The following is a 23225-nucleotide window of genomic DNA, read 5'->3' on the forward strand; positions in this document are numbered from 1 at the left end:
CAGTTAAACCGCCCTGAACGATTCAAAACCTCCGCCACTACAACGATTCATGCCACACTCACTCCCTATTCTCGGCTTCATCGGCATCGGCCTGATGGGCAAACCGATGACGCTGCGGCTGCTGCAGCACGGCTTCCGGGTCAACGTCTGGAACCGCAGCCCGGCGAAACTCCAGCCCGTGATCGCCGCCGGCGCAGCCGCGATGCCGGACATCGCGGCGCTGGTGCGCGCTTCCGACGTGGCGATTATCTGCCTGGCCGACACGCCGGCGGTCGAATGGGCGCTCCATCACGGCATCCTGAATCACGGAGCGCCGGACAAGCTGGTAATCGACCTGTCCAGCATCGACCCGAACCGCACCCGTGCGTTTGCGGCCGCGCTGCACGACCACTGCGGGATGGGCTGGGTCGATGCGCCGGTATCGGGCGGCGTGAGCGGCGCCGAACAGGGCTCGCTCGCGATCATGGCCGGCGGCGAACCCGCCCATATCGAGATCGCCCGCGAGATGCTAAAGCCGCTGTACAAGCAACTGACTCACATGGGCCCGGTCGGCAGCGGCCAGATCACCAAAATCTGCAACCAGATGATTGTAAGCTGCAACATGCTGGTGATCGCGGAAATGATCGCGCTGGCGAAGCAGGCCGGCGTCGAGGCGGAGAAAATTCCGGCGGCGCTGGCCGGCGGCTTTGCGGACTCGAAGCCGCTGCAGATCGCCGGCCCCGAAATGGCGCTCGAACAATTCGAGCCGGTCAAATGGCGCGTGAAGACTTTATTGAAAGACTTGCAGATGGCGGCCGAGCTGGCCAAGCAAACCGGAAACGCGTTGCCGATGTCCGGGCTCGCCGCGCAGCTGATGCAGTTGCACGGCAGCCACGGCTATCTGGAGCAGGATCCGGCCACCCTGATCAAACTTTACAGGAAAGACTGATGCTGCGTTTTTCGGCCAACCTGAGCCTGCTGTTCACCGAAGTCGAATTGATCGACCGTTTCGCGGCCGCGCGTGCGGCCGGCTTTCGCGCGGTCGAAATCCAGTTCCCCTATGAACTCGAAGCCGAGACGATTCGGCGAAAACTGGACGAGCACGATCTCCAACTGGTCCTGTTCAACGTGCCGGCCGGCGACTTGCTGCAAGGCGGCGAAGGGCTGGCCTGCGTGCCGGAAAAACAGACCCGGTTCCGGGAAGCGCTCGCGCTGGCGGTCGGTTATGCGCAAGTGCTGCGGCCCGCCGCGATCAACGTATTGCCCGGCCGCTGCCTCGATCCCTCGCGCCTAGACGCCTACCTTGCCACTTTCAAACGCAATCTGTGCCTGACCGCCGACATGTTCAAGCCTTTGGGCGTCAAAACGGTGTTCGAAGCGATCAACAGCCTCGACATGCCCGGCTTTATTATCGACACGAGCGCGAAGCTGCTGGCGGTGCAGGACGAACTGCAGCGGGCGGATATCTGCCTGCAATACGACATTTACCACATGCTCAGGATGGGCGAGGATCCGGCCGCGTTTATCGCGGAACATGCCGGCCGCATCGGCCATATCCAGTTCGCCGATTGCCCCGGACGGGGGCAGCCCGGCTCCGGCGAGGCCGATTGGACGGCGCTGTTTTCGGCGATCGACCGGTCGGGATACGGCGGCTGGGTTGGCGCGGAATACAAACCTATCGGCGAGACTTCCGCAAGCTTCGGCTGGCTGAATTATGCTTGATGACCGGTACGGTATTGGGCACCATTATCCGAATAAGTAAACTGTAGGATGTGCCGACGTCAGGAGGCGCACCGAGTGCCCTTCAGGGTATCGATCGCGAACGATATCCTGAAGGGCTCTTGATGCGCTTCGCTTCGTTCAGCACATCCTACGCATCTTTAATCTGCTGGGATGTAGGAAGCAACTTCATGTCTGGTAAGATAAACCCATCGATACCGGATGGAAATTCGAGGCAGACCATGAACCAACCCGCGCAGCGCTTCGCCACCTACGAAGACCTCTTCGACCTGCCCGATCATGTGATCGGCGAAATCATTCACGGCCAACTGATCACCCAACCCCGGCCGGCACCCAAACACGCTTTGGCGATCTCCGGGCTCAGTATGCGATTCGGAGATCCGTTTCATTACGGGCGCGGCGGCCCCGGCGGCTGGTGGATTCTGTTCGAGCCGGAATTGCATTTGGGACCGCATATTCTGGTCCCGGACATCGCTGGCTGGCGGCGCGAACGCATGCCGGCATTGCCAGAAGAAGCCTATTTCAGCCTCGCCCCCGACTGGGTCTGCGAAGTGCTGTCGCCCGGTACCGCGCGCATCGACCGCGCCGTCAAAATGCCGATTTACGCCGCGCAACAGATCAACTGGCTCTGGCTGCTCGATCCCGATATCCGCACGTTGGAAGTTTACAGTCTAGCCGACGGCCACTGGCTGCTCGAAGGCACCTGGAAAGACGACGACAAAGTACGTGCAGCACCGTTCGCCGAAGTGGTTTTGCAACTCGATGACTTGTGGGTGCCGGAGGTAAGGAAGCCAAGCCCGTAGCCAAGCAATCCGCCATAGCCTTGAATAATGTTGGCGTTTTGCTATCGCGAAAACGCCCTACAGCTCTCAAGCCGCCGTCAGCCTCAGATATTTCTGATACAACGATTCCTTGTCTTCGGGACGCTCGGGATCCTTGTCGATGCAGTCGACCGGACAGACCGCCATGCATTGCGGCTCGCCGTAATGGCCGACGCATTCGGTGCACAGTTGGGGATCGATCACGTAAAACTCTTCGCCTTGGGAAATGGCGCCGTTCGGGCATTCAGGCTCGCAGACATCGCAGTTGATGCACTCGTCGCTGATTTTAAGGGCCATGGTGGGTTACTACTCCTAACTGAATTTCTGGATTAAACGCTGGTGCACGAGATCGGGAACGAAGCTGGAGACGTCCCCTTTCAGTTGCGCTATCTCTCTGATCATGCTCGAAGAAATAAATTCATATTGTTCGGCGGGCGTCAGAAACACCGTTTCGAGCTCGGGCGCCAGCCGGCGGTTCATCCCGGCCAGTTGGAACTCGTATTCGAAATCGGATACCGCGCGCAGGCCCCGCAGAATCACATGCGCGCCTTGCTTCCGGGCGAATTCGACCAGCAGGGTATCGAAGCCGCTGACCTCGACGTTCGGGAATTCGGTCGTGACCGCGGCAGCCAGCTCGACGCGCTCAACCATTGAGAACAGCGGCGTCTTGCCCTTGTTCAGCGCGACCGCGACGATGATCCTGTCGTACAATTTGGATGCCCTGGCGATCAGATCCAGATGCCCGCGCGTGATCGGGTCGAAGGTGCCGGGATAGATCGCGGTGGTTTTCATGGGCTTGGGAATGGGGTTTTAAAAAGCGGCGATTTTAACCCAAGATGCCATGTAAAGGAATCGACGCGGCAGGCGAAAGAAAATTTCGATTTTGATGCCCTTTCCCTCTCCTTCCCTCAGGGCAATGCCGTTAAGTGAATGGGCCGTAGGGTGGATAAGCGAAGCGCATCCACCACGCCGATGCCGGATGCGCTTCGCTTATCCACCCTACGTAATGCCCTAATTGAGCGGCATTATCCCTCAGGAAGAGGGGTTTATGCTGACTGCAAGTGCCGGGCGAATAACCGGTAAGCCACCTCGCCCGCCGTTTTGTACTTCAACAATTCCCAGTTGTCCGGCAGCCCCTCAAGCGCCAGACCGGCCTCGGCTTCGACATAAATCCGCGCTGGGTCCGCCAGCCAGCCGTTTTGCTCCAGCAGCCGGCAGGTTGTCAGCACCAGGTTTTTCGCGAACGGCGGATCCAGGAAAACCACGTCATAGGCATCCGAAGGCCCGGACAGGAACCGCTCCACCTCCTTTTCCACGATACGGTTCCGGTTCGATCCCAGTGCGGCCGCATTCGCGCGCAGATTTTTGCAGGCCGTCGCATCGCTTTCGACCTGCACGATCTCTTTCGCGCCGCGCGAGGCGGCCTCGAAGCCCAGCGCGCCGCTGCCGGCATACAAGTCCAGGCAGCGGCTGCCAGCAATGTCGTATTGCAGCCAGTTGAACAGGGTTTCGCGAACGCGGCCCGGCGTCGGCCGCAGTCCCGGCACATCCTCAAAGCGCAGCAGGCGGCTGCGCCATTCGCCGCCGATGATCCTGACCTTATTGGCCACTTTTCGCCTGCGCGTCGCCGCCGACGGTCACGGTCTGCAACAAATTCAGGTCGACATGGCGTTTGAACGCATCGACGATCGAGGCGACCGTGACCGCGTTAACCTTTTGCGTAAAGGTATCCAGATAATCGAGCGGCAAATCGTAAAAGCCGATCATCGCGACATAATTGGCGAGCTTCTTGTTGGTGTCGAAGCGCATCGGAAAGCCGCCGGTGATGTTTTTCTTCGCGGCGGTCAATTCCGCTTCGGTCGGGCCTTTCGCGATAAAGTCGGCCAGCGTCTGGTTCAACACCTTCAGTGCTTCCCCGGTCTGGTCGTTGCGCGTTTGCAGCCCGAGCACGAACGGCCCTTTTTTCAGCATCGGTTTGAAGGCGCTGTAGGCGCTGTAGGCCAGCCCGCGCTTCTCGCGGATTTCGTCGAACAGTTTCGACACCAGTCCGCTGCCGCCGAGAATGTGATTGCCGACGAACAGGCTGAAAAAATCCGGATCCTTGCGGTCGATGCCGGGCAGCCCGACCAGCACATGGGTCTGAGTCGAAGGATACGCGGTATACTGGCTGGTCGCCTTTGCCGGCATCGCCACATCGGGCAGCGGCGCGGCCTTTTGCCCGGCCGGCAGATCCTTCAACAAAGCGGCGACGGTGGCTTCGGCCTGCTCGCGGCTCAGGTTGCCGACGAGCACGACGACCGCATTCGCGGCCACGTAATATTGCCGGTAGAAGGCGCGCAGATCGGCCGCTTTCAAAGGAGCCACCGTTTCGATCAGCCCGCTCTCCGGATGCGCATAGGGATGCTCGCCGTACAGCGCCTTCGAAAAAGCGATGTCGGCCAGATCGCCGGGCGATTCTTCGCGCAGCTTCAACCCGGCCAGCGTCCGTTTTTTCTCGCGCTGGAAGTCGGCCTCGTTGAATGTCGGCTTGGTCAGAATCACATGCAGCGTTTCGATCGCCTTGTCGAACAGCGGCTTTTCGGTCAGCGTACGCAGCGTGGCGCTGGCGGTGTCATTCGAAATGCTCGTCCCGAACTGCGCCCCGACGCTCTCGAAGCGTTCGGCGATCCGGTCCGCATTCCATTGGCCGGCGCCCGTGTCCAGCACGTTCGAAGTCAGCGCCGCCAGCCCCGCCCGTTTGCCGTCCCGCGCGCTGCCCGCATCGAAATCGATCACGATGTCCGCAATCGGCAAGCCGTCGGTATGCACGAAAAAAACCCGGGAACCTTGCGCGGTCTGCCAATGCTCGATGTTGACCGACGGCCAGACGGCCTGACTGACCGCGAGCAAGAATAATCCCCATAAACTGTTACGCATTACTTGTCTCCCTTGTGGACGGCTGGTTCGTTGATCGGTTGCGGTTCCAGATAGGCCACGGTCAAATGGTCCTCGATCAGGTATTTTTTCGCGACGTCGCGCACCTGCTCGGCGGTGACCTGCTGGATTCTTTTGACGTATTCGTCGACCTTCGGCCAGCCGAGCCCGACCGTTTCGAACATGCCGAGCTGCATTGCCTGGTAGAAGTTCGAATCGCGCTGATAGACCTGATTGGCCAGCACCTGCGCCTTGATCCGCTCCAGTTCTTCCTTGCCGATCAGCGTTTTTTGCAGTTCCGCGATTTCTTTTTTCAGCGCGGCTTCCAGATCGCCGATCTTTTTGCCTTCCGCCGGCGTGCCTTCCAGTTCGAACAAAGTCGACAGCCTCGAAGCCAGGCTATAACCCGCGCCCGCGCTGACCGCGATCTGTTTGCCGCGCACCAGGCGCGAAGACAGCCGCGCGCTGTTGCCGCCGTCCAGTACGCCGGCCAGCACTTCCAGCGCATAGGCTTCCCAGTCCTCTGCCGCAGTCGCCAGCGAAGGCGCTTTGTAGCCCATCGCCAGATACGGCAGCTTGGCCGGCACCTTCACGGTGATCTTGCGCACGCCGAGTTGCGGCACTTCGGTTTGCGGTTTGATCGGCTTGATTTCGCTCGGCTTCAATTCGGCGAAATATTTTTCGGCCAGCGCAAACACTTCGTCGGCCTTGACATCGCCGACCACGACCAGGGTCGCATTGTTCGGCGCATACCAGCGCTGGTACCAGGCATTCAGATCCTCGACCGTGTAATGGGCGATATCGCTCGGCCAGCCGATTACCGGATGCTGGTAGGGACTGTTGGTATAGGCCGCGGCCGAGAAATATTCGCCGACTTTCGCCTGCGGATTGTCTTCGGTGCGCATTCGCCGCTCTTCGGTCACGACTTCCAGTTCTTTTTTCAATTCTTCGGGCAACAGGTGCAGGTGCCGCATCCGGTCGGCTTCCAGTTCGAAGCTGACCGCCAGCCTGGAAGCGTTCATGGTCTGGAAATAAGCGGTATAGTCGGTGCCGGTAAACGCGTTTTCCTCGCCGCCGTTTTCGGCGATGATCCGCGAGAACTCGCCCGGCTTCAATTTGTCTGTACCTTTGAACATCATATGTTCCAGCATGTGCGAGATGCCGGTGATGCCGCCCGGCTCGTAACTGGAACCGACCTTGTACCAGACCTGCGACACCACGACCGGCGAGCGGTGATCCTCCTGGACCAGGACTTTCAGGCCGTTTTTCAGTTGATGCTCCGAAACTTTCGGCTCTGCGGCGCCGGCGCAAACCGGCAGGCCCAGCACTATCGCACAAAATAATCGCTTTTTCATGACTCCCTCTTGTTGACCCAATGTTAGCGCTTCCGACTATTTCCATCAGCTAGCGTTCCCTGTATTCTATAAGAATTGTGAAAGATGGTGTGATTTACGATGACGAGCCTCTCTCCGGCCCTGGCCTGGAAAAAATACCTGACCCTGTGCAAACCGAACGTGGTCCTGGAAATGCTGTTTACCGCGATCGTCGGCATGCTGCTGGCGGTGCCCGGCATGCCGCCGCTGGACACGCTGGCTTACAGTGTTGTCGGGATCGCTTTGGCCGCCTCTTCGGCCGCCGCGATTAACCAGTTTATCGACCGCAAGGCCGACGCTGAAATGCGCCGGACCGAAAACCGGCCGCTGCCCAAAGGCGAACTTTCCGCGTCACAAGTGATCGCGTTCGCCGCAGTTCTCGGCATCGCGTCGATGGCGCTGCTGGTAACTAAGGTCAACGTGCTGACCGCGGTTTTGACCTTTGTATCGCTGTTCGGCTATGCGTTCATTTACACCGTCTACCTGAAACGGTTGACCCCGCAAAACATCGTGATCGGCGGCATCTTCGGGGCGACTCCGCCGCTCTTGGGCTGGGCCGCGATGACCAACCAAGTACATCCTTACGCGCTGCTGCTGATGCTGATCATCTTCGTCTGGACGCCGCCGCATTTCTGGGCACTCGCGATCGCCCGGCGCGAAGAGTACGCCAAAGTGAACATTCCGATGCTGCCGGTGACCCACGGCAACGAATTCACGCGCCTGCAGATTCTGCTGTATACGGTGCTGCTGCTGATCGTGACCGTGCTGCTGTATCTGACCGGCATGTCCGGCCTGATTTATCTCGCCGCGGCGGTACTGTTGGGATCGATCTTCATTTATTACGCCGTGCTGATGATGCGGCGGAAGGACAACAAGACCGCGATGCAGACCTTCGCCTATTCGATCATCTACCTCACCGTGCTGTTCGCGGTGCTGCTGCTCGATCATTATGTCATGATAAGACCATGACTTTCTCCCACCACTTGCAAACGTCTTCGCCCGAACATCCGTTTGCCGAAACCATCCGGATTCTCGGCAAGGGCAAGCACGGCTCGCGCCCGCTGACGCAGGATGAAGCCTACCGGGCGATGCGGATGATCCTGGCGGACGAAGTGCTGCCGATCCAACTCGGCGCCTTTCTGATGCTGATGCGGGTGAAGGAAGAAACGCCGGAAGAGCTGGCCGGTTTCGCGCAGGCCGCGCGCGAGTCGTTCACTGTGGGCGACACGCAGAATCTCGCCGATCTGGACTGGTCGACCTACGCGGGCAAACGTCGGCATCTGCCCTGGTATCTGCTGTCGGCGCTCCTGCTCGCCGAAAACGGCGTGAAGGTTTTGATGCACGGCGCCAAGGGACCGGCGACCGGACGGCTTTATACCGAAGACATGCTCGACGTGCTGGGGCTTTCGCCCGCGCACTCGATCGCCGAGGCCAAACGACAGTTGGCCGAACGTTCGTTCAGCTATCTGCCCCTGGAACATTTCTGCCCGAAACTGCACGAGATCATCGAACTGCGCCCGATTCTGGGCCTGCGTTCGCCGGTACACACGCTGGTGCGGCTGTTGAACCCGCTCGACGCCGACTACAGCATCCAGGGCATCTTCCATCCCGGCTACCGGCCCGTGCACCAACTCGCCGCGCAGTTGCTGAAGCAGCCGCACGCCGCCGTGCTGAAAGGCGAAGGCGGCGAGACCGAGCGTAATCCGGACATGAGCTGCCTCGTGCAAAGCGTGCATTGCGGCGAACTGTTCGACGAGGAATGGCCGGCCTTATTTGCGAAGCGCCACGTCAAACCCGAAACGCTCGATCCGGCCCAACTGGTCAAAGTCTGGCGAGGCGAAGCGCGGGACGAATTTGCCGAGGCCTCCGTCATAGGCACGTGCGCCGTCGCCTTGAAACTGCTGGGCAAGGCGGATACACAGGAGGCCGCGCAGCAACTGGCGGCAATATATTGGGAACGCCGCAATAAAGGTAAAACATAAACTGTCCGGGTAGGCTTATTCCCTATCGTTTTGGCTTTTCTCGCCGCTAGAGCATTTTCATCTCCCGTGTAGGAAAGTCCTCACCTTCTGAAGGGTGCCCTGCCGTTAAGTCCAACCCCGTAGGGTACGCTGTGCGTACCATCCATGTCGAAAGGTACGCACAGCGTACCCTACGGGGCTGAACCCTTAAGATACAGGCGCCGGACGGGATATTTATCCCGTCCGTAACATTTAGATCGCGCGAACACAGACGATGATTTTATGCTGGCGGTAGGTCTTCAAACGTGGGGGACGGGGTTATAAACCCCGTCCCGCTCAGGAGCTTCTGGGCTGGGTAAGGCTGCGGAGCGGATAATGAGCTTTATCAATCAAACCGCGCCGGCAGCCAGCCTCTTTCGACGCATTCCCGGAAGCACCATTCCGGCGCGGTTTCGGTTTTGTAGGTCCAAAAAAACCAGCCGAGATATTTTTCGAAGGTGGCCACCTGCGCAGCCGCGTAGGCGCGGTAGCCGACATCCATTTGGAATCTATCCATGTGCTCGAGAGTATAGTTGAAGGGGCCTTCCTCCCACAAAGAAACCACATGCGGGTTAAGTCCCAAGCTCCATTCCCCGACATAGGTCGGCAGGCGCAGTTCCCGAATAATCTCGTCGGCTTCCTGTTTCCAGGTAATGGCCGATTTTTCGATATGCCCGTAGATGTCCAGGTCGATGTCGGCGCGGTCGAAACACTGGTAACGATGGATATCGAACACCACATTCCCGAATTCGGGCCCGGCCATAAATCCGGTATATTCGCGGAACGAACGGAAACCGTCATGAAAAACGACCGCGACGTCTTCGGGCCGGCAATGCTTCCGGATTCTTTCATAGCCCGACTGGCTGTAGCGCTTCAGATAGTCGGTCGGGACGTCCCAGCGGGGTTCGTTCAACACCTCGATCGCATGCAGCGCGGAACGGCCCCGGTAGCGTTCGGCCAGTTTTTCGAGCACGTTCAGCGAATGTTCCAGATATTCCGGCCGCGTATGCCATTCGCAGACGTCCTTGATGCCGCCGTTATCGAAGCCGTTCTGGCAACCCGGCGCCGCGTGCAGGTCGAGCACGATCTGTAATCCATAGGTTTCCGCCCAGTCGAAAGCACGGTCGAGAATACCGAGGCCGCCGACGACGAAAGGATGCGCCGCAGCGCCGTAGGCGCGATGGTAAGGATAATCGGGCCCGAACAGCCAATGCCCGACCGGAATCCTGACCGCATTGATGCCGACGCCGGCCAGCCAGGCAAAATCGGACTCGGCGATAAACGTATTCCAGTGGTGCTTCAGCAGCGCATCGGCGCGTTCGCCGAGCTCTGCGCAATAGGTGGTCTCGTCGGCCGCGGCAAGGCCTTCGAACAGGCTCGGCGTAATCCATTTTTCGAGCAGCAGCCAGCCACCCAGGTTTACTCCGCGCAATTTCTTGCCTTGATGTGGTTCGTGTGCCAACTTCAGCGTCATGCTCCTCTTGCGGGTCGTTTTTTGTTACTCACGGCAAAACAATACGCCGCTGATGAAACGCATCCGCGGTCGGCTGGTTGGTGATGGTCAGCATCGCGGCCTCGGGCAGTTCTTCGCGGATCAAGCGCAGCATCTCGACTTCGCCGCGCGGGTCCAGCGAATCGAATGCCTCCTGCAGCAAAATCCATTTGGGACGATCCAACAATAACCGTACTGCGCCCAGGCGCTGCTGCTGCTCGCGGCTCAATGCCGTTTCCCAATTTTCGACGCCATCCAGTTGCTCCTGCAACTCGCCGAGGCCGACTTTATTCAGGATTTCTTTAAGCTTCGCCGTACTGAAATCGTCCGGGCGGTGCGGATAACAGATCGCCTCTCTGAGCGTACCGCTCGGCAGATAAGGGCGCGGCGGCATGAAAAACATCGGTTCGTCGTCCGGTAGCTCGATCCGCCCGCTGCCCCACGGCCAGAGCCCGACAATTGCCTTGAACAGTTTGGCACCGGTAGCGGTATTGCCGTTCACCAGGACGCGCTCGAACGGTTTGATTTCCACATGGATACCCGAGGCGACCGCTTCGCCATCCTGCTTAGCGAGGCACAGATCATGCACGCTCAGAACCGGTAATTGCGATTTGGACAGACAGATTCGATCTTGCCCGCCACAGGCGATTTCCTCCTCCAGATGGCTCAGCGCCTGAACCAATCCCAACACGCGGTCCGCCGACGCGCGCCAGTTGGCAACCGCCGCCATGTTGTCGACCGGCCAGGACAATGCCGAAGCCATGTGCTGAAAGGCCTGCGCGGACTGCATCAGGGCGCCGAGCGAAATGGAGCCCAGCACATAACGCGGCGCGGAAACAAGAATCGGAAAGGCCATCGACAGCACCGAATAACCGGAAGTGAACATCATGATATTCCGCCAGGCCAGGGTTTGCCGGTCGTAAGCCTCCGAAATGGCCTCAAACAAGGTTTTGAAGCGTTCTTTTTCGTTGTCTTCGCCATGAATCAGCGCAATCGCCATCGAATTTTCGCGGGCCTTGACCAATCCGAAACGGAAATTCGCTTCCACCGTTTGCCGCACGTTGGTCGCGCTGACCAGCGGCCGTCCGACCCACCAGCCCAGAACGGAAGCGCCTAGCGCATAAATGATGGCAATCCAAACCAGATGGCCGTGAAGCTGAAATTCCGCCCCGGCCAGCGTGAAAGTCAGCACGCCCGAAAGCGTCCATAAAATCTTGGTGAAGCTGATCAGCAGCAAAAGGCTGTAGAACAGCGAATGCAGCAGTTGAATCGCTTCTTCGCTCACGATGCGAATATCCTCGGCGATGCGTCCGTCCGGATTATCGTGCTCGCCCGGCATAAAGATGACCTGGTATTGCTTGCCGTGGTCCATCCATTTCGAACTGACCCGCTCGGTCAGCCAGCGGCGCCAGCCAATCTGCAGGCTACGCTTGACCGTCAGGTGCTTCGAAATGATCAGAATGCCAGCCACGAAAATCAGCACCAGCAGACCGATCTGCTTGAGCAGCCCAGCCATCGAATGCTGTTCCAGCGCATCGAAAAGTCCCGCGCTCCAGGCATTGATCAAGATCGCCATCACGATCTGCAGAATGGTCAGCAGAATCAGCGCCAGGGCCCGCTTGCGGATGACGGCCTTGTCCTCGGAATTCCAGTAAGGGCCGGCCAGCGCGATAAACTGAAGAAAAAATCCCTTGGCGTTATGCATAGGTCATTCTCTGTCTCGAAGTAAAAATTATGACATTCAATCATCAAGGATAGGCCATTCTCCGACACCAGCCAGTTTTGCTCCCAGCAGACCCATTGAAGCGCATTGGTCCGCGATTGTAATTGAATTTTTACTTTGAAAGAAATATGTTTTGTTTGAGCAGCGGGGCTTTTCGGCGTTTGCCCGATCGGCCATTGCACAACATGGGCGCAGCAGATAACTGCCCATCGGCGCATCTCGAAACAATCATTGTGGCTTTGTAGAATCAAACCCATTGGACCAAAGCCATAACCCCATACGCATCGAGCTAAATGTTTAAAATGTTTAATTAGCCCGCATTTTAGAGACAACTTGATCTAATAGCCTTGGCGGTTTGGTTGGGTCAGGTGTGTTTTTCATGTCTGATCGATGCACTACTGGGCGTACTAAAATTGATTTGCCTCATGATATTGTTTGAATTATAGTTTCGCCTAGATATTTAGCAGACTGACTCCATAAATTTTTATGGGTTGTTTTTGGGGTCTAATTTTAGTTAGGCTTTCACCGAGAATGAAATGTTCGAATATATTGTTCAAAATGGCGACACATTGAGCCACATCGCTCAAAAAAACCCGTAACCCGTAACCCGTAACCCGTAACCCGTAACCCGTAACCCGTAACCCGTAACCCGTAACCCGTAAGGCGGAACCGGCTTTGCCGGGTTCCGCCATTTGGAACAATCACGATGCCGAACGAACCCTGCACCTTGGATGGGATGCGCCAAACTTTATTTTATTTGTCGGCCTAGGATTGACGGATCGCCTGCCGGCATGTCAAGCGATCCGGCATTCCAAACCTCATTCGACGGAACTCATTCAACGGAGCCTGGCAAAGCCGGTTCCGCCTTACGGGTTTGTGCAAGCAAAGCTTGGGAACGAGAAAATGGAGAATTGAAAATGCCGACAGGCAGAGTGCCCGCAACAGGGCAAATAGTTAATAGTCCAAGCCCTCTTGGCTCACATCATATCGGTAATGTAATAATTAAATATACTCGTCGAGCTGATTCATCTGGCTGGTTGACAGTAAAATTAAGCAAATCAGATCAACGAATATCTTTGTGCGAATATACCCAAGTAGCTGTTCTCCGACGTGATAAAGACCGCACATATTTCAAAATCATGGACGGGTATATTTCTCTTGGAGAAATAGCATCTCTCACCAATGCTAATGCTGGACGCTATTTAGATATAGCTGGTCCAGCGGGGGCGGCATCTGTTACTGTGGAGTACCAAGGTAAGCCAGTCGAAGAAATATCGAAATTTAAGGGCAAGTTAAAACAGCAATGGGCAACGCTAACTTTTAATACACAAGCAGCTTTGGTAACCCTAAATAGCGTTTGGAATGGCAGTTATTCTCCCATTCCGCCGGGTTCTCATATCATCCTTGCACCCGATTATTCACATCAAATGATTTCTACAGCAGGCTATGTGGCGGCAACCCCCGGCATGATCGGTAATGATGTCTGGTTTCCGATTGGCATAAACGGAACAATGCAGAACAGCAGTCGGTACATTCATGTTGGTCATTTGTCAGAAGGATGCGTAACCGTCCATGAGCTTGGAAAATGGACTGCTATCTATAATTATCTAATTTCCCATCGCGTGCCCGGTTCCGTAGGCAAAAAGGTGGGTCATCTTATTGTGAAACAATGATGCGACTTTTTCGCTTTTTTCTTCTTGCCGTTATAATGGCGCATGCCTCCGGCGCGATGGGGCGCTCTGCTGCACCTGCGCCCTTAAAATTCGGGTGTGCAGATTTTTTGAGTAGACTGCATATAAAACCACCCCACGTCCTGTTTATTAAATGCGAGCTGGACAAGGGTCAGCAAGGCAAGCCGTTACGAGCCGTCTATCGTGTCGCTGGTGCCCATGCGGCGGCGGTCGAGGCTTTTTTTGAACGCGTAGCCAATTTGCCGCACCTGAAAAAATCCTGCTGCCAGTGGGACAGCCCTCCAGGTCAATTCACTGGCGACGATGGTCGTACCTACATGGTTTATATGATGTCAGCAGAAACCGACGTTAAACGTCGAAAGCAATGGCGCAACATACCTAGCTTTGAAATTGTGGTGGAAACGTTAACTGAAGACATTTAGCCGGGTAGGTTGGGCAACAGCTTCATCGTTGCCCGACGTTTAGGAGGCAATCTTGCTCTGCTATTGCAACAATCTGAAACCGCTGCCCAATTGAAACCCTGCAAATGTCGGGCACAAGAAGCGTGCCCGACCTATAGGGTTGTAGAGCTGGATTTAAACGTTAGTTAATTTGTTTTTTAATAGGGAAGTGAATATCATGAGTTCGACAACATTTTTGACGAAACCCGATATTCGTGAAAGATTCAGCAGTGAGTTTACAAAACCTAAGTTGCAGGTCAAAAAGGAGATACTTGCTCCACCATTAACAAAGCGCTATAGTTTAGTCGGGACTGCCTTTGACTATCTTCTGCGATTTCATATTGAGCGCTTAAATCCACAATTTACCATAAAGCAAGGCTGGATAGCAGAAGCGGCGTTACATCTTTTATCAGATGAATATTTCGAAAAGGCAGAAATTATCATTAGACAAGCTAAAGCCAACTTGATTGCCGTTATAAATGGCATCGAGTATCTGCTAACGTGGAATTGCACGCACATACGAGACCTAAAATCGAAGCTACCTGTCGGGCACCTGGTTACGAACCACCCGTTATCTGCACACCATTGGAACTTACCGAGGAATAAATATGTGGAAAGACCCCATTGTTACTGAAACACGAGCACTTAGAGACGAATATGCGCGCCAGTTTAGCTTATAGCGCTGACGCTATGTTTGAAGATCTTATGGCAAAGCAGGCTGCCCACTTGGAACGAGTGGTTTCATTACCACCACGTAAGGCTAGCAGCGTGAACCAATCACGCGATAGGTCGCATGCCTAACAATACGCTCAAGCCGACCCGCTTCCGCTACGCTCCAGCGGTCGGCTTAGCTCTACGTTATACGTCTTCAGTTCAACCAACAGGAGTATCCCATGCCAAGCATTCAACTTAATGTTCCTTTAGAGGCTCAAGAGAAAGCGAATTGTTGTTGGCACACCAGTGCCTACATGATTTGGCTGTATTGGCAACAAAATGGCAAAGGTGCTGGCCCGATGAACACAGTAGCAAGCAAATATGAAGTTGCCGATACCACAGGACTCTATCCTACAGAATTTATAACACTTGCCGAGAAGGTCGGGCTCTACAAACTTCCAGTAAAAAACCAACATTCAGAAAATGATCTTTTTAAGTACCTCCGTGATGGCGGTCCAGTATGGTGCGCAGGTTACTGGTTCGGTGTAGGTCATATCATAGTGCTGACCGGCGTAGGGAAAGGCAAGGCTTACTTTAACGATCCCGATCAAGGTGTCAAAAAGGAGGGAACAGTGAAATGGTTTAATGAAAAACTGGCATCGCAATTGTCTGGTTGTCTTATGGTAAAAGATCCTGGTCGCTATTAGTCAGCATATTGCGAGGAAGTCTGCGTGACGCATAACATGGCGCTCAACCGGAGCGCAGTTATAATCCGTTTTTGTTTTTCAGCTTTTCGGGCCACGCCCGGTTAGCTCTACGTTAGATGGCTTTAACAGGCTGTTGATTTTTGCAAAATCTTGATGGCTATTCTCCATATACAGTGTTTATGTTTTTCATAAAATACAACATGTAGCATCCTTTGGTTCTGGAACTGCATTTTTCAACAGCCTGTTAATTTATAAGCCATGTAGGATACGCACAGCGCTCGAAACGAATACGCGATTAATAACACCTTAAAAAGGCTCATCATGACCAATATCCCGCTTGATCTATACCGCGCCTGCAAAGCATCTGCATGGGGGAAAATACTTCGAAACGGCAGGAGAATTTTATCCGGCGGGAAGGCTCCGGTAGCCTGCACCCTGAATATGAAGGGTTTGAACGTGGCGATGGAACTTTCCGTGCGCCAGACGTTACCACTTTCAAGGATACGAATGATGTTATTTGGATACGGGGGATCAATGACCGCAATCAATCGAATAATCCTTATGTGAGCTGGAAAGAAGGAACATCGTTGAGCGGGACCCCAGGCTGTTTCGGCTATGGCGGGTGGTTTTATTTCCTGCTACCCAAAGACACACCAATTCCAGCATCGTTAGATGTCAAACATACTCCCAGCAAACGCGACCCCAATCATTATTCGTTGCGGTGTATCAACGCCATGACGAAAACCGCTTACGAGGGTGCACTCAACACGCTCGCAAGGTCGGCGCTTGCAAGGGCGGTCGAAGACAAGCGCGATTCCCTCAAATTTTCTTCTATTTGACCCCATGTGAGGTGACCTGTGCGATCAATCAGCGAAAGAGACCTTTCTGTTGTCATCCCGATACTCGCCGCGAAGATTCATGACTTGAATGGCGAACTGAATGCCTTGAACGCCAGCATCCAAGAATTGGATGATGAAAAGATTGACGAAAAATGTAATCTTCAGGAAACGATAGAACAGTATTACGACGTTTTGGAAGCGCTACAGGCTGAATATGAAAGCGCCTTGGCGGAAGGAATCAATCTACCCAGTTACGAACAGCTCATCCGTAAGTTTGAACTGTATTGAAGGAAAAGTCTCCAGCGCGGTAGGTTGGGGTGAGGTACGAACCCCAACATTTTAGACTTCTAATTCAATATATTGACCTAACAACACCATCAACCCGGACGTGCCAAAGCGCCGCTGCACCCTGCTTTGGCACGCCGGTTATGGTGAACGTTAGAAGCTGTTTGGAAACTCCAAAGCCAAGCCAGATAGGGCAAGGTTTTGGGGGGCTCTAATCGTGGAACTGAGGTTTATGGCCAAATGCCACACCAGCCGTAGCCTTGGTTGATAATTTCCAAACAGCCGCTAAGATGTCGGGCTGATTACCCCGACAGACGCGCCGGCGACGATCGCCTGTATGCTGCCTGCCGGTTCCAGCTTCAGACTGCAAAGGTTAAACAATCCATACCGCACCCGCTGCCAACCCTGTTGTATCGATACTGTTAGCCGTAATGCCCGTTAACTGTATTAGCATATCGTCAATGCCGTCATCCTTGAAAACATAAGTGTTGCCACTGGCCGTGAAAGTAACCGTGCTACCTGGTGTGTCAATGTTGCTTTGCAGATAACTATACACATTAGTTAAATTGCTTGTCGTAAGGGCAAAGTGGCGTTGTGTAGCTGTCTATATCATCAAAGCTGATAAAGCCATTGGTGATACTATGGCTACGGATAATGCCTGAATCAACGCCATCAGCAGCAGAGACATTGGCGGCAATTAGAAAGTCATCCAGATCAAGTCTGTCAATACCCGCAGTAGAGGCCGTTCCATTGCCCAGCTTGAAACCAGTCACCACATCAAAATTATTCACCAAGCTGTCACCCGCAGCTATCCGCAAAGTATCGGTAGCGGCCGTCGTTTCAGTTAATACATAAGTGTCTTTGCCGAGACCACCGCTAAGAATATCGCTTCCTTCGCCGCCATTCAGGGTATCGTTGCCGGCGCCGCCGTCAAGGGTGTCGTCGCCGGCTTCGCCGTACAGGCTGTCGTTGCCGTCGCCGCCCCGCAGCAGGTCGTCGCCGGCTCCGCCGTACACGGCGTCGTTGCCGCCGCCCGCCTCGATCACGTCCGCCGTGGCATAGCCGCGCAGCGTTTGCGCGCTGTCGTTACCGGTAATGAGCAACGTTTTGACCGTGTCGAGGGTCCATACCGTCCCGTCGGCGAAGCGAATTTCTTCGAGTCGGTAAGAGCCGGCCGCCTCATTGTAGAGGTAGCTTTGTATCGTGACCTTGTCGCCGGTGCCGGCAATCGTCAGTACTAGGTCGTCACCGGTACGCGTGAGCACGATGTCGGCGGGCGTCAGGTCGGCGGCAAACTGGAGGACGTCGGTCTGCCCTGCCGGGAGTTATGCTTGAAAGTTGTGGATGAAGGAATGAGGAAAGCGGCGTATTCTTGATGGTCTTCAAGGTCATCAAATCCTAACAAAGAGGAGTGAATACGCCATGAGCAATGATAAGGTCATCCCGTTAAAAACGCTAGCGGGTGCGAGCCCTATAGCCGATGCTTTAACCGATGTCTTGCGAGAAGGCGCCCAGCGAATGCTGGCGGTGGCGATCGAAGCGGAAGTCAGCGCCTTTCTGGAGCGTTTTCAAACGGAAAAGACTCAAGCCGGTTTGCAGCGGGTCGTGCGCAATGGCCGCTTGCCGAAACGCACGATCCAGACTGGCATCGGCGACATTGAGGTTTCGGTACCGCGCATCCGCGACCGCGCAGGCCAGCTACGGTTTACTTCGTCGCTACTGCCGCCGTACTTACGGCGCACGAAGACCGTGGAGCAATTGTTGCCCTGGCTGTATCTGAAAGGACTTTCGACCGGAGACTTTCAGGAAGCGCTCAGCACCCTGTTAGGCCCCGAGGCGCCGGGCTTGTCGGCGAGCACGATCAGTCGCTTAAAGGAAAGTTGGAAAGACGAGCAGCAGTGCTGGTCGCGCCGCGATCTCTCGCACCAGCGCTATGTCTATCTGTGGGTTGACGGCATCCACTTCGGCGTGCGACTGGAAGATGCGGCGCAATGCATCCTGGTGGTGATTGGGGCGACACCGGAAGGCAAGAAGGAACTGGTGGCGCTCTCTGACGGTTACCGGGAAAGCGAAGCTTCCTGGCGGGAAGTGTTGTTGGACCTAAAGTTGAGGGGCTTGAGGATCGATCCCCAATTGGCGATTGGCGACGGCGCCCTCGGCTTTTGGAAAGCGCTGCCGCAGGTCTTCGGTACGACGCGCAGTCAGCGCTGCTGGGTGCATAAGACGGCCAATATCCTGAACAAGCTGCCCAAGAGCCAACAACCGAAAGCCAAGGCGGGTCTGCATGAAATCTGGATGGCAGCGAGCCGGAAGGAAGCCGAGACCGCGTTCAGTCGTTTTCTGACCGTTTATCGGCCGAAGTACCCGAAGGCAGCGGACTGCCTGGAAAAGGATCAGGATGCCTTGCTCGCGTTTTATGATTTTCCGGCAGAGCACTGGATTCATATCCGGACGACCAACCCGATCGAATCCACCTTCGCCACCGTGCGACTGCGCACGGCCAAGACGCGGGGCTGTGTCTCGCGGGAGAGCATCCTGGCGATGGTGTTCATGCTGGTCAAAAGCGCCGAGCGCCGCTGGCTTAAGTTACGCGGCGTTGCACGCCTGGCCGAAGTGATTCAGGGAGTTTCCTTCAAGGATGGAGTACGGGAAGATCAGGAGAAAGTCGCCGCTTAATCAATGTCCCGTACACAACATTTGACCATTTCTCGTGGGCTATGGTTTTTGCCTTTCTGGTCTGCTACATTTGGCAATGGACGTGCTTACGCCGATGGGAATTCCTTTGATTAAGCCGTTTGGCCAGAGGACATCGTTGAGTCTTTATAACCCGTAAGGCGGAACCGGCTTTGCCGGGTTCCGCCATTCGGAACGACCACGACACCGAACGAGTCCTTCACCTTTGATGCGATGCACCAAACTTTATTTATCTGTCGGCCTAGGGTTGGCGGATCGCCTACCGGCATGCCAAGCGATCCGGCATTCCAAACCTCATTCGGCGGAACCCGGCAAAGCCGGTTCCGCCTTACGGGTTACGAGTTGTTTCACGCATCCACCAGTTTTGGCGAAATAGTGGGAGCGTGCCGAACAAGCCCATCGGCGGCTACCGACGGGCCATCCTGGAACCCTATGCCGATGCCCTTGTGGAACAGTTAGCGCAACACTCATCAATGACCTTGAAGAAACTGCAAAGCTGGCTGGAAACCGGACACCGCCTGACCCTTTCAATCTCACGACCCTGGTATTGCCGCGGCACGGGATCAATGGCAGGCTTGGCAAAAAAGCCGTGATCTCTCCAAACGGGTGTTTTTGGATGAAACCGGAATCAGCACCCATATGCTCCGGCGTTATGGCCGGGCTTTAGGCGGTGCCCGCTGCGTGGATGCTACGCCGGCCGGCCATTGGAAAACGCTGACCTTTATCGCCGGGTTACGGGCCGATCGGCTGACCGCGTCCGTGGTGAGTGGATCAGGCGATGAAGGACGACACTTTCGAGAAATACCTGCGCTCGCAGCTCGGACCGACTTTCAATGAATAAATGTTCTAGAATAGCGTATCGAGCCGTGATAAACTAAACCAAGTGGACTAAGTTTAATCAGAGGATCATCATGCAAATATACAACATTCACGATGCCAAAACTCAGCTATCCCGACTGGTAGAGCAAGCTGCCAACGGTAAGCCGTTTGTCATTGCCAAGGCCGGTAAGCCGATGGTCAAGGTGATTGCGCTTAATGCGCCGGAGCCTTCTCAAATCAAGCGCTTCGGTTTTATGGCGGGACAGATCCAAGTGCCGGATGATTTTGACCGGATGGGCGAACAGGAAATCGTGCAGTTATTTGAGGATGGCGCATGAAGCTGCTGCTGGACACCCATCTATTGCTGTGGGCGGCGGAAGGTTTTGAATATTTGCCGCCGGCTGCCCAGACGCTGATGAGCGCCCCTGAAAACGAACTGTTATTCAGCGTCGCCAGTCTTTGGGAAATCGTTATCAAATGCGGCTTAGGCCGTAAAGACTTCCAGGTCGATCCGCGCCTATTGCGGCGCGGCCTGCTGGACAATGGCTACAGTGAACTACCGATCCTGAGCGAGCATGCGGTAGCCATCGGCGCGTTGCCGCCAATCCATAAAGATCCCTTTGACCGCTTACTGATCGCCCAAGCCGTTGTCGAGGGCATCACGCTATTGACATCCGACGCCTATTTGGCCGAATACCCAGGTCCTGTGCAACATGCCCAATGAATGGCAGCAAAAAATAAGCGGCTGTCCGTACTATCGAAAGTCCAGTAGGTCTGGGCAACAGCGCCACCGTTATCCGACATTTGGGTGGCGAAGATGTCTTCGGTGATCCGTAACCGTTATCGCCCTATCGCCGCATCGAAAAGGTCGGGCACAAAAAACGTGCCCGGCCTACCAGGCTGTTATCCACCCACGCTAAGCGTTATGAATGATGAAGAGCAGCGTTGCAGGGCGTTTTCGCGTCAGCAAAACGCCAATCCCCTTCAAAGCGAGGCGGATTGCCTGGCGGCGAATCCGCCCTACAAGCGCTTAAAAAATGGTATGCGCAGCATACCCTACAACGATGACTTGACAGGAGAAAACCGATGACCCGAAACACTCTGCGATTGCTGAGCCTTATCTTGGCAATACCTTTGTGCGTCAACGCCGGCACCCTCGCGAACGGCAAATGGTCGCTCGCCGACTGCGGCAACAAGCCCGAGGTACCGGCGATAGATCAAACCAACGTCGAAGCCTTCAACCGAAGCGTCGCGAAGATCAATACTTGGCAACAGCAGGCCAAGGCCTATTACGAATGCCTGGTCAAGGAAGCGAACACGGACAACGCGGTCATCGCGGACACGGCGAACGCCGCGCAAGCCGAATACCGCGCCACGGTCGAAAGCATCGGCAGGCAAGCCGACGCCGCCAAAAAGAAACTCGAAAGCAAGTAAGGATCTTTGCCGCAAGCCATTTCCCTAAACGGAAGGATGGGGGCAAAGCAAGTTTTGAACGCCAGAGCTTGAGTTTTACTGCGGCACCCAGAAGTCCAAAGCTTGCTTTGGGCAATAAGAGGAAGTTATTTTTTCATTTCAGCCAGTCGCGCACGCCCAACCCTGCGTGCAGACCAGTGGCGAAACAGGCCGTGAGCAGGTAACCGCCGGTGGGCGCCTCCCAGTCGATCATCTCGCCCGCGACAAAAACGCCGGGCAGCGCGGTGAGCATGAGGTGTGGATCGAGGCTGTCAAAGCTGACGCCGCCGGCGGTGCTGATCGCTTCGGCGAGGGGAAAGGGCATGCGTACCGTGAGGGGTAAAGCCTTGATCGCCGCCGCGAGCGCGGCCGGATCGGCGAGCTGCTGCTTGTCGAGGATCTCATGCAGCAGGGCCGCCTTGACCCCGGCAAGGCCGAGCCTGCTTTGCAGATGGCTGGATAGCGACCGGGACCCGCGCGGCCGGCCGAGTTCGGCCAGGACCCGCTCCGCGCTGCGTCCCGGCGCCAGATCGAGCGAAAAGGTGGCACTGCCGTGGGCATTCAGGCAGTCGCGCAGCCGCTGCGAAAACGCATAGATCAGGCTGCCTTCCACGCCACGCGCGCTGACTACCATTTCGCCGTGCCGCCGCTCGGTGCGGCCCTGCGTGTCGGTGAACGTCAGCGCGACCGACTTCAGCGGCTCGCCGGCGAATTTGTCGCGCAAATGCCGGCTCCACGCCACCTCAAAGCCGCAATTCGCGCTTTGCAGCGGCACGATCTCAACACCCCGCGCTTGCAGCCACGGTACCCAGGCAGCATCCGACCCCAATTGCGGCCAACTGGCGCCGCCCAAAGCCAACACCGTCGCCTGCGGCTTGAGTGAAATTTCGCCCTCCGGATTGGCCAACCGCAAGGCGCCGTCCGCATCCCAGCCCAGCCAGCGATGACGGGCATGCAGACGCACCCCGGCGCTGCGCAGGCGATGCAGCCAGGCCCGCAGCAGCGGCGCGGCCTTCATCTGCATGGGAAAGACCCGGCCCGAACTGCCGACGAAGGTCTCGATACCGAGTCCATGTACCCACGCCTGCAAGGCTTCGGGCGGAAACCGGTCGAGCATGGCTTGCAGCTGTGGCCGGCGATCGCCGTAGCGGGCGCAAAAGGCGGTATAGTCTTCGCTGTGGGTGATATTCAACCCGCCGATGCCGGCCAGCAAAAACTTGCGGCCGAGCGACGGCATGGCGTCGTACACATCGACCTGCACGCCCGCAAGGCTCAACGCTTCGGCAGCCATCAGCCCGGACGGGCCTCCGCCGATCACGGCGACTTGCGGGACGGTGTTTTCGGACATGGCAGTCTGTTGAAGTTTGAAAAACCGCGCATTTTAACTCAAATACCGCTGTTAAAAATTCGGACGTGCCAATAATCCTTTCAGGCCAATGAAAGACGGAAACTCAACGCTTGTATGGCAAGCGTTCCATCCGACCGCCTGCTCCAATATCCTGACGGTCCACGAAACACACCAAAATCACGAAAAAACTTCAGTAAGCAAGCCCCGTAATTTTTTTTCAGTAGGGTACGCTGTGCGTACCATTAGAGCATTTTC

The 23225-nt window shown here is 55.9% G+C and carries 26 protein-coding genes; 16 read left to right on the plus strand and 10 right to left on the minus strand.

Going from position 1 to position 23225, the window contains the following annotated elements; all coding sequences use genetic code 11:
- Positions 1-49: 49 nt before the first annotated feature.
- The 3 genes from METAL_RS18755 to METAL_RS18765 all read left to right on the plus strand — a co-directional run bounded on the left by METAL_RS18755 (position 50) and on the right by METAL_RS18765 (position 2522).
- Complete coding sequence (locus METAL_RS18755) at positions 50-928, plus strand: NAD(P)-dependent oxidoreductase (protein ID WP_005374904.1); 879 nt, start codon at positions 50-52, stop codon at positions 926-928.
- The gene (locus METAL_RS18760) at positions 928-1701 is read left to right on the plus strand and encodes a hydroxypyruvate isomerase family protein (RefSeq protein ID WP_005374905.1); all 774 of its coding nucleotides are present in this window, start codon (positions 928-930) and stop codon (positions 1699-1701) included. Before METAL_RS18755 ends, METAL_RS18760 begins: the two co-directional genes overlap by 1 nt.
- A gap of 239 nt (positions 1702-1940) precedes the next feature.
- Positions 1941-2522 (plus strand): Uma2 family endonuclease, encoded by a 582-nt coding sequence (locus tag METAL_RS18765; RefSeq protein WP_005374906.1) that lies wholly within the window; start codon positions 1941-1943, stop codon positions 2520-2522.
- 66 nt (positions 2523-2588) lie between these two features.
- Here the strand turns inward: METAL_RS18765 and METAL_RS18770 are convergent, their stop codons facing one another.
- The 5 genes from METAL_RS18770 to METAL_RS18790 form a co-directional block, all read right to left on the minus strand.
- A complete protein-coding gene (locus METAL_RS18770; RefSeq protein WP_005374907.1) occupies positions 2589-2837 on the minus strand; it encodes a YfhL family 4Fe-4S dicluster ferredoxin in 249 nt (82 codons plus the stop codon).
- Positions 2838-2852: 15 nt separating this feature from the next.
- A complete protein-coding gene (gene coaD / locus METAL_RS18775) occupies positions 2853-3332 on the minus strand; it encodes a pantetheine-phosphate adenylyltransferase (RefSeq protein ID WP_005374908.1) in 480 nt (159 codons plus the stop codon).
- Positions 3333-3586: 254 nt separating this feature from the next.
- The gene (gene rsmD / locus METAL_RS18780; protein WP_005374909.1) at positions 3587-4150 is read right to left on the minus strand and encodes a 16S rRNA (guanine(966)-N(2))-methyltransferase RsmD; all 564 of its coding nucleotides are present in this window, start codon (positions 4148-4150) and stop codon (positions 3587-3589) included.
- Positions 4140-5456, minus strand: a complete 1317-nt coding sequence (locus tag METAL_RS18785; protein WP_005374910.1) for a M16 family metallopeptidase — start codon at positions 5454-5456, stop codon at positions 4140-4142. Before METAL_RS18785 ends, rsmD begins: the two co-directional genes overlap by 11 nt.
- On the minus strand, positions 5456-6808 hold the full coding sequence (locus METAL_RS18790) for a M16 family metallopeptidase (RefSeq protein ID WP_005374911.1): 1353 nt from the start codon (positions 6806-6808) through the stop codon (positions 5456-5458). Before METAL_RS18790 ends, METAL_RS18785 begins: the two co-directional genes overlap by 1 nt.
- A gap of 99 nt (positions 6809-6907) precedes the next feature.
- Between METAL_RS18790 and cyoE the strand changes: the two genes are divergently transcribed.
- A complete protein-coding gene (gene cyoE / locus METAL_RS18795) occupies positions 6908-7795 on the plus strand; it encodes a heme o synthase (protein WP_005374912.1) in 888 nt (295 codons plus the stop codon).
- Positions 7792-8808, plus strand: coding sequence for a glycosyl transferase family protein (locus METAL_RS18800; RefSeq protein ID WP_005374913.1), 1017 nt, complete (start codon positions 7792-7794; stop codon positions 8806-8808). Before cyoE ends, METAL_RS18800 begins: the two co-directional genes overlap by 4 nt.
- A gap of 364 nt (positions 8809-9172) precedes the next feature.
- Here METAL_RS18800 and METAL_RS18805 read toward each other — a convergent pair whose 3' ends face one another.
- The 3 genes from METAL_RS18805 to METAL_RS21290 are packed head-to-tail and all read right to left on the minus strand — an operon-like array spanning position 9173 to position 12251.
- A complete protein-coding gene (locus tag METAL_RS18805; RefSeq protein WP_005374914.1) occupies positions 9173-10300 on the minus strand; it encodes a glycoside hydrolase family 5 protein in 1128 nt (375 codons plus the stop codon).
- Between the two features lie 28 nt (positions 10301-10328).
- Positions 10329-12023, minus strand: coding sequence for an ABC transporter ATP-binding protein/permease (locus METAL_RS18810; RefSeq protein WP_005374915.1), 1695 nt, complete (start codon positions 12021-12023; stop codon positions 10329-10331).
- 36 nt (positions 12024-12059) lie between these two features.
- Positions 12060-12251: a hypothetical protein gene (locus tag METAL_RS21290; RefSeq protein WP_213069417.1), complete on the minus strand. Its 192-nt coding sequence runs from the start codon at positions 12249-12251 to the stop codon at positions 12060-12062.
- Positions 12252-12832: 581 nt separating this feature from the next.
- Here METAL_RS21290 and METAL_RS21295 point away from each other — a divergent pair.
- The 6 genes from METAL_RS21295 to METAL_RS18835 all read left to right on the plus strand — a co-directional run bounded on the left by METAL_RS21295 (position 12833) and on the right by METAL_RS18835 (position 16660).
- Positions 12833-13714 carry a hypothetical protein gene (locus tag METAL_RS21295; protein ID WP_157203391.1) on the plus strand — a complete coding sequence of 294 codons (882 nt, stop codon included), beginning with the start codon at positions 12833-12835 and terminating at the stop codon, positions 13712-13714.
- The gene (locus METAL_RS18815; RefSeq protein ID WP_051040426.1) at positions 13711-14154 is read left to right on the plus strand and encodes a DUF4952 domain-containing protein; all 444 of its coding nucleotides are present in this window, start codon (positions 13711-13713) and stop codon (positions 14152-14154) included. Before METAL_RS21295 ends, METAL_RS18815 begins: the two co-directional genes overlap by 4 nt.
- A 196-nt stretch (positions 14155-14350) precedes the next feature.
- Complete coding sequence (locus tag METAL_RS18820) at positions 14351-14806, plus strand: PIN domain-containing protein (protein ID WP_213069418.1); 456 nt, start codon at positions 14351-14353, stop codon at positions 14804-14806.
- Between the two features lie 259 nt (positions 14807-15065).
- Complete coding sequence (locus METAL_RS18825; RefSeq protein ID WP_005374921.1) at positions 15066-15533, plus strand: papain-like cysteine protease family protein; 468 nt, start codon at positions 15066-15068, stop codon at positions 15531-15533.
- 368 nt (positions 15534-15901) lie between these two features.
- A complete protein-coding gene (locus tag METAL_RS18830; RefSeq protein WP_031430249.1) occupies positions 15902-16372 on the plus strand; it encodes a Tse2 family ADP-ribosyltransferase toxin in 471 nt (156 codons plus the stop codon).
- 18 nt (positions 16373-16390) lie between these two features.
- Positions 16391-16660: a hypothetical protein gene (locus tag METAL_RS18835; RefSeq protein ID WP_005374922.1), complete on the plus strand. Its 270-nt coding sequence runs from the start codon at positions 16391-16393 to the stop codon at positions 16658-16660.
- A 554-nt stretch (positions 16661-17214) separates the two neighbouring features.
- On the opposite strand, the gene METAL_RS21905 is transcribed toward METAL_RS18835, so the two are convergent.
- On the minus strand, positions 17215-17922 hold the full coding sequence (locus tag METAL_RS21905; protein ID WP_005374923.1) for a calcium-binding protein: 708 nt from the start codon (positions 17920-17922) through the stop codon (positions 17215-17217).
- Between the two features lie 157 nt (positions 17923-18079).
- Between METAL_RS21905 and METAL_RS18850 the strand changes: the two genes are divergently transcribed.
- From METAL_RS18850 to METAL_RS18865, 5 genes are all read left to right on the plus strand, one after another.
- Complete coding sequence (locus METAL_RS18850; protein WP_005372517.1) at positions 18080-19333, plus strand: IS256 family transposase; 1254 nt, start codon at positions 18080-18082, stop codon at positions 19331-19333.
- Positions 19334-20262: 929 nt separating this feature from the next.
- Positions 20263-20508 carry a type II toxin-antitoxin system Phd/YefM family antitoxin gene (locus METAL_RS18855; protein WP_005374926.1) on the plus strand — a complete coding sequence of 82 codons (246 nt, stop codon included), beginning with the start codon at positions 20263-20265 and terminating at the stop codon, positions 20506-20508.
- Positions 20505-20894: a type II toxin-antitoxin system VapC family toxin gene (locus METAL_RS18860; RefSeq protein WP_005374927.1), complete on the plus strand. Its 390-nt coding sequence runs from the start codon at positions 20505-20507 to the stop codon at positions 20892-20894. Before METAL_RS18855 ends, METAL_RS18860 begins: the two co-directional genes overlap by 4 nt.
- A gap of 201 nt (positions 20895-21095) precedes the next feature.
- A complete protein-coding gene (locus tag METAL_RS21300) occupies positions 21096-21260 on the plus strand; it encodes a hypothetical protein (protein WP_213069419.1) in 165 nt (54 codons plus the stop codon).
- Complete coding sequence (locus tag METAL_RS18865) at positions 21257-21604, plus strand: hypothetical protein (RefSeq protein WP_005374930.1); 348 nt, start codon at positions 21257-21259, stop codon at positions 21602-21604. The genes METAL_RS21300 and METAL_RS18865 overlap by 4 nt, the downstream gene beginning before the upstream one ends.
- A gap of 133 nt (positions 21605-21737) precedes the next feature.
- On the opposite strand, the gene METAL_RS18870 is transcribed toward METAL_RS18865, so the two are convergent.
- Complete coding sequence (locus METAL_RS18870; protein WP_005374931.1) at positions 21738-22970, minus strand: TIGR03862 family flavoprotein; 1233 nt, start codon at positions 22968-22970, stop codon at positions 21738-21740.
- Between the last annotated feature and the right edge of the window lie 255 nt (positions 22971-23225).

It is taken from the genome of Methylomicrobium album BG8 (assembly GCF_000214275.2).
Taxonomy (GTDB): domain Bacteria; phylum Pseudomonadota; class Gammaproteobacteria; order Methylococcales; family Methylomonadaceae; genus Methylomicrobium; species Methylomicrobium agile.

What these genes read in the sequence shown, in the direction of transcription:
- METAL_RS18805 (WP_005374914.1), bottom strand. Translation starts at nt 10,300, where the DNA reads ATGACGCTGAAGTTGGCACACGAACCACATCAAGGCAAGAAATTGCGC.
- METAL_RS18825 (WP_005374921.1), top strand. Translation starts at nt 15,066, where the DNA reads ATGCCAAGCATTCAACTTAATGTTCCTTTAGAGGCTCAAGAGAAAGCG.
- METAL_RS21295 (WP_157203391.1), top strand. Translation starts at nt 12,833, where the DNA reads ATGTCAAGCGATCCGGCATTCCAAACCTCATTCGACGGAACTCATTCA.
- METAL_RS18790 (WP_005374911.1), bottom strand. Translation starts at nt 6,808, where the DNA reads ATGAAAAAGCGATTATTTTGTGCGATAGTGCTGGGCCTGCCGGTTTGC.
- METAL_RS18765 (WP_005374906.1), top strand. Translation starts at nt 1,941, where the DNA reads ATGAACCAACCCGCGCAGCGCTTCGCCACCTACGAAGACCTCTTCGAC.
- METAL_RS18760 (WP_005374905.1), top strand. Translation starts at nt 928, where the DNA reads ATGCTGCGTTTTTCGGCCAACCTGAGCCTGCTGTTCACCGAAGTCGAA.
- cyoE (WP_005374912.1), top strand. Translation starts at nt 6,908, where the DNA reads ATGACGAGCCTCTCTCCGGCCCTGGCCTGGAAAAAATACCTGACCCTG.
- METAL_RS18870 (WP_005374931.1), bottom strand. Translation starts at nt 22,970, where the DNA reads ATGTCCGAAAACACCGTCCCGCAAGTCGCCGTGATCGGCGGAGGCCCG.
- METAL_RS18860 (WP_005374927.1), top strand. Translation starts at nt 20,505, where the DNA reads ATGAAGCTGCTGCTGGACACCCATCTATTGCTGTGGGCGGCGGAAGGT.
- METAL_RS18810 (WP_005374915.1), bottom strand. Translation starts at nt 12,023, where the DNA reads ATGCATAACGCCAAGGGATTTTTTCTTCAGTTTATCGCGCTGGCCGGC.
- METAL_RS18855 (WP_005374926.1), top strand. Translation starts at nt 20,263, where the DNA reads ATGCAAATATACAACATTCACGATGCCAAAACTCAGCTATCCCGACTG.
- METAL_RS18865 (WP_005374930.1), top strand. Translation starts at nt 21,257, where the DNA reads ATGACCCGAAACACTCTGCGATTGCTGAGCCTTATCTTGGCAATACCT.
- METAL_RS21290 (WP_213069417.1), bottom strand. Translation starts at nt 12,251, where the DNA reads ATGGGCAGTTATCTGCTGCGCCCATGTTGTGCAATGGCCGATCGGGCA.
- METAL_RS21300 (WP_213069419.1), top strand. Translation starts at nt 21,096, where the DNA reads ATGAATGATGAAGAGCAGCGTTGCAGGGCGTTTTCGCGTCAGCAAAAC.
- METAL_RS18850 (WP_005372517.1), top strand. Translation starts at nt 18,080, where the DNA reads ATGAGCAATGATAAGGTCATCCCGTTAAAAACGCTAGCGGGTGCGAGC.
- METAL_RS18820 (WP_213069418.1), top strand. Translation starts at nt 14,351, where the DNA reads ATGAGTTCGACAACATTTTTGACGAAACCCGATATTCGTGAAAGATTC.
- METAL_RS18755 (WP_005374904.1), top strand. Translation starts at nt 50, where the DNA reads ATGCCACACTCACTCCCTATTCTCGGCTTCATCGGCATCGGCCTGATG.
- METAL_RS18770 (WP_005374907.1), bottom strand. Translation starts at nt 2,837, where the DNA reads ATGGCCCTTAAAATCAGCGACGAGTGCATCAACTGCGATGTCTGCGAG.
- METAL_RS18785 (WP_005374910.1), bottom strand. Translation starts at nt 5,456, where the DNA reads ATGCGTAACAGTTTATGGGGATTATTCTTGCTCGCGGTCAGTCAGGCC.
- METAL_RS18830 (WP_031430249.1), top strand. Translation starts at nt 15,902, where the DNA reads ATGGGGGAAAATACTTCGAAACGGCAGGAGAATTTTATCCGGCGGGAA.
- coaD (WP_005374908.1), bottom strand. Translation starts at nt 3,332, where the DNA reads ATGAAAACCACCGCGATCTATCCCGGCACCTTCGACCCGATCACGCGC.
- METAL_RS18800 (WP_005374913.1), top strand. Translation starts at nt 7,792, where the DNA reads ATGACTTTCTCCCACCACTTGCAAACGTCTTCGCCCGAACATCCGTTT.
- METAL_RS18815 (WP_051040426.1), top strand. Translation starts at nt 13,711, where the DNA reads ATGATGCGACTTTTTCGCTTTTTTCTTCTTGCCGTTATAATGGCGCAT.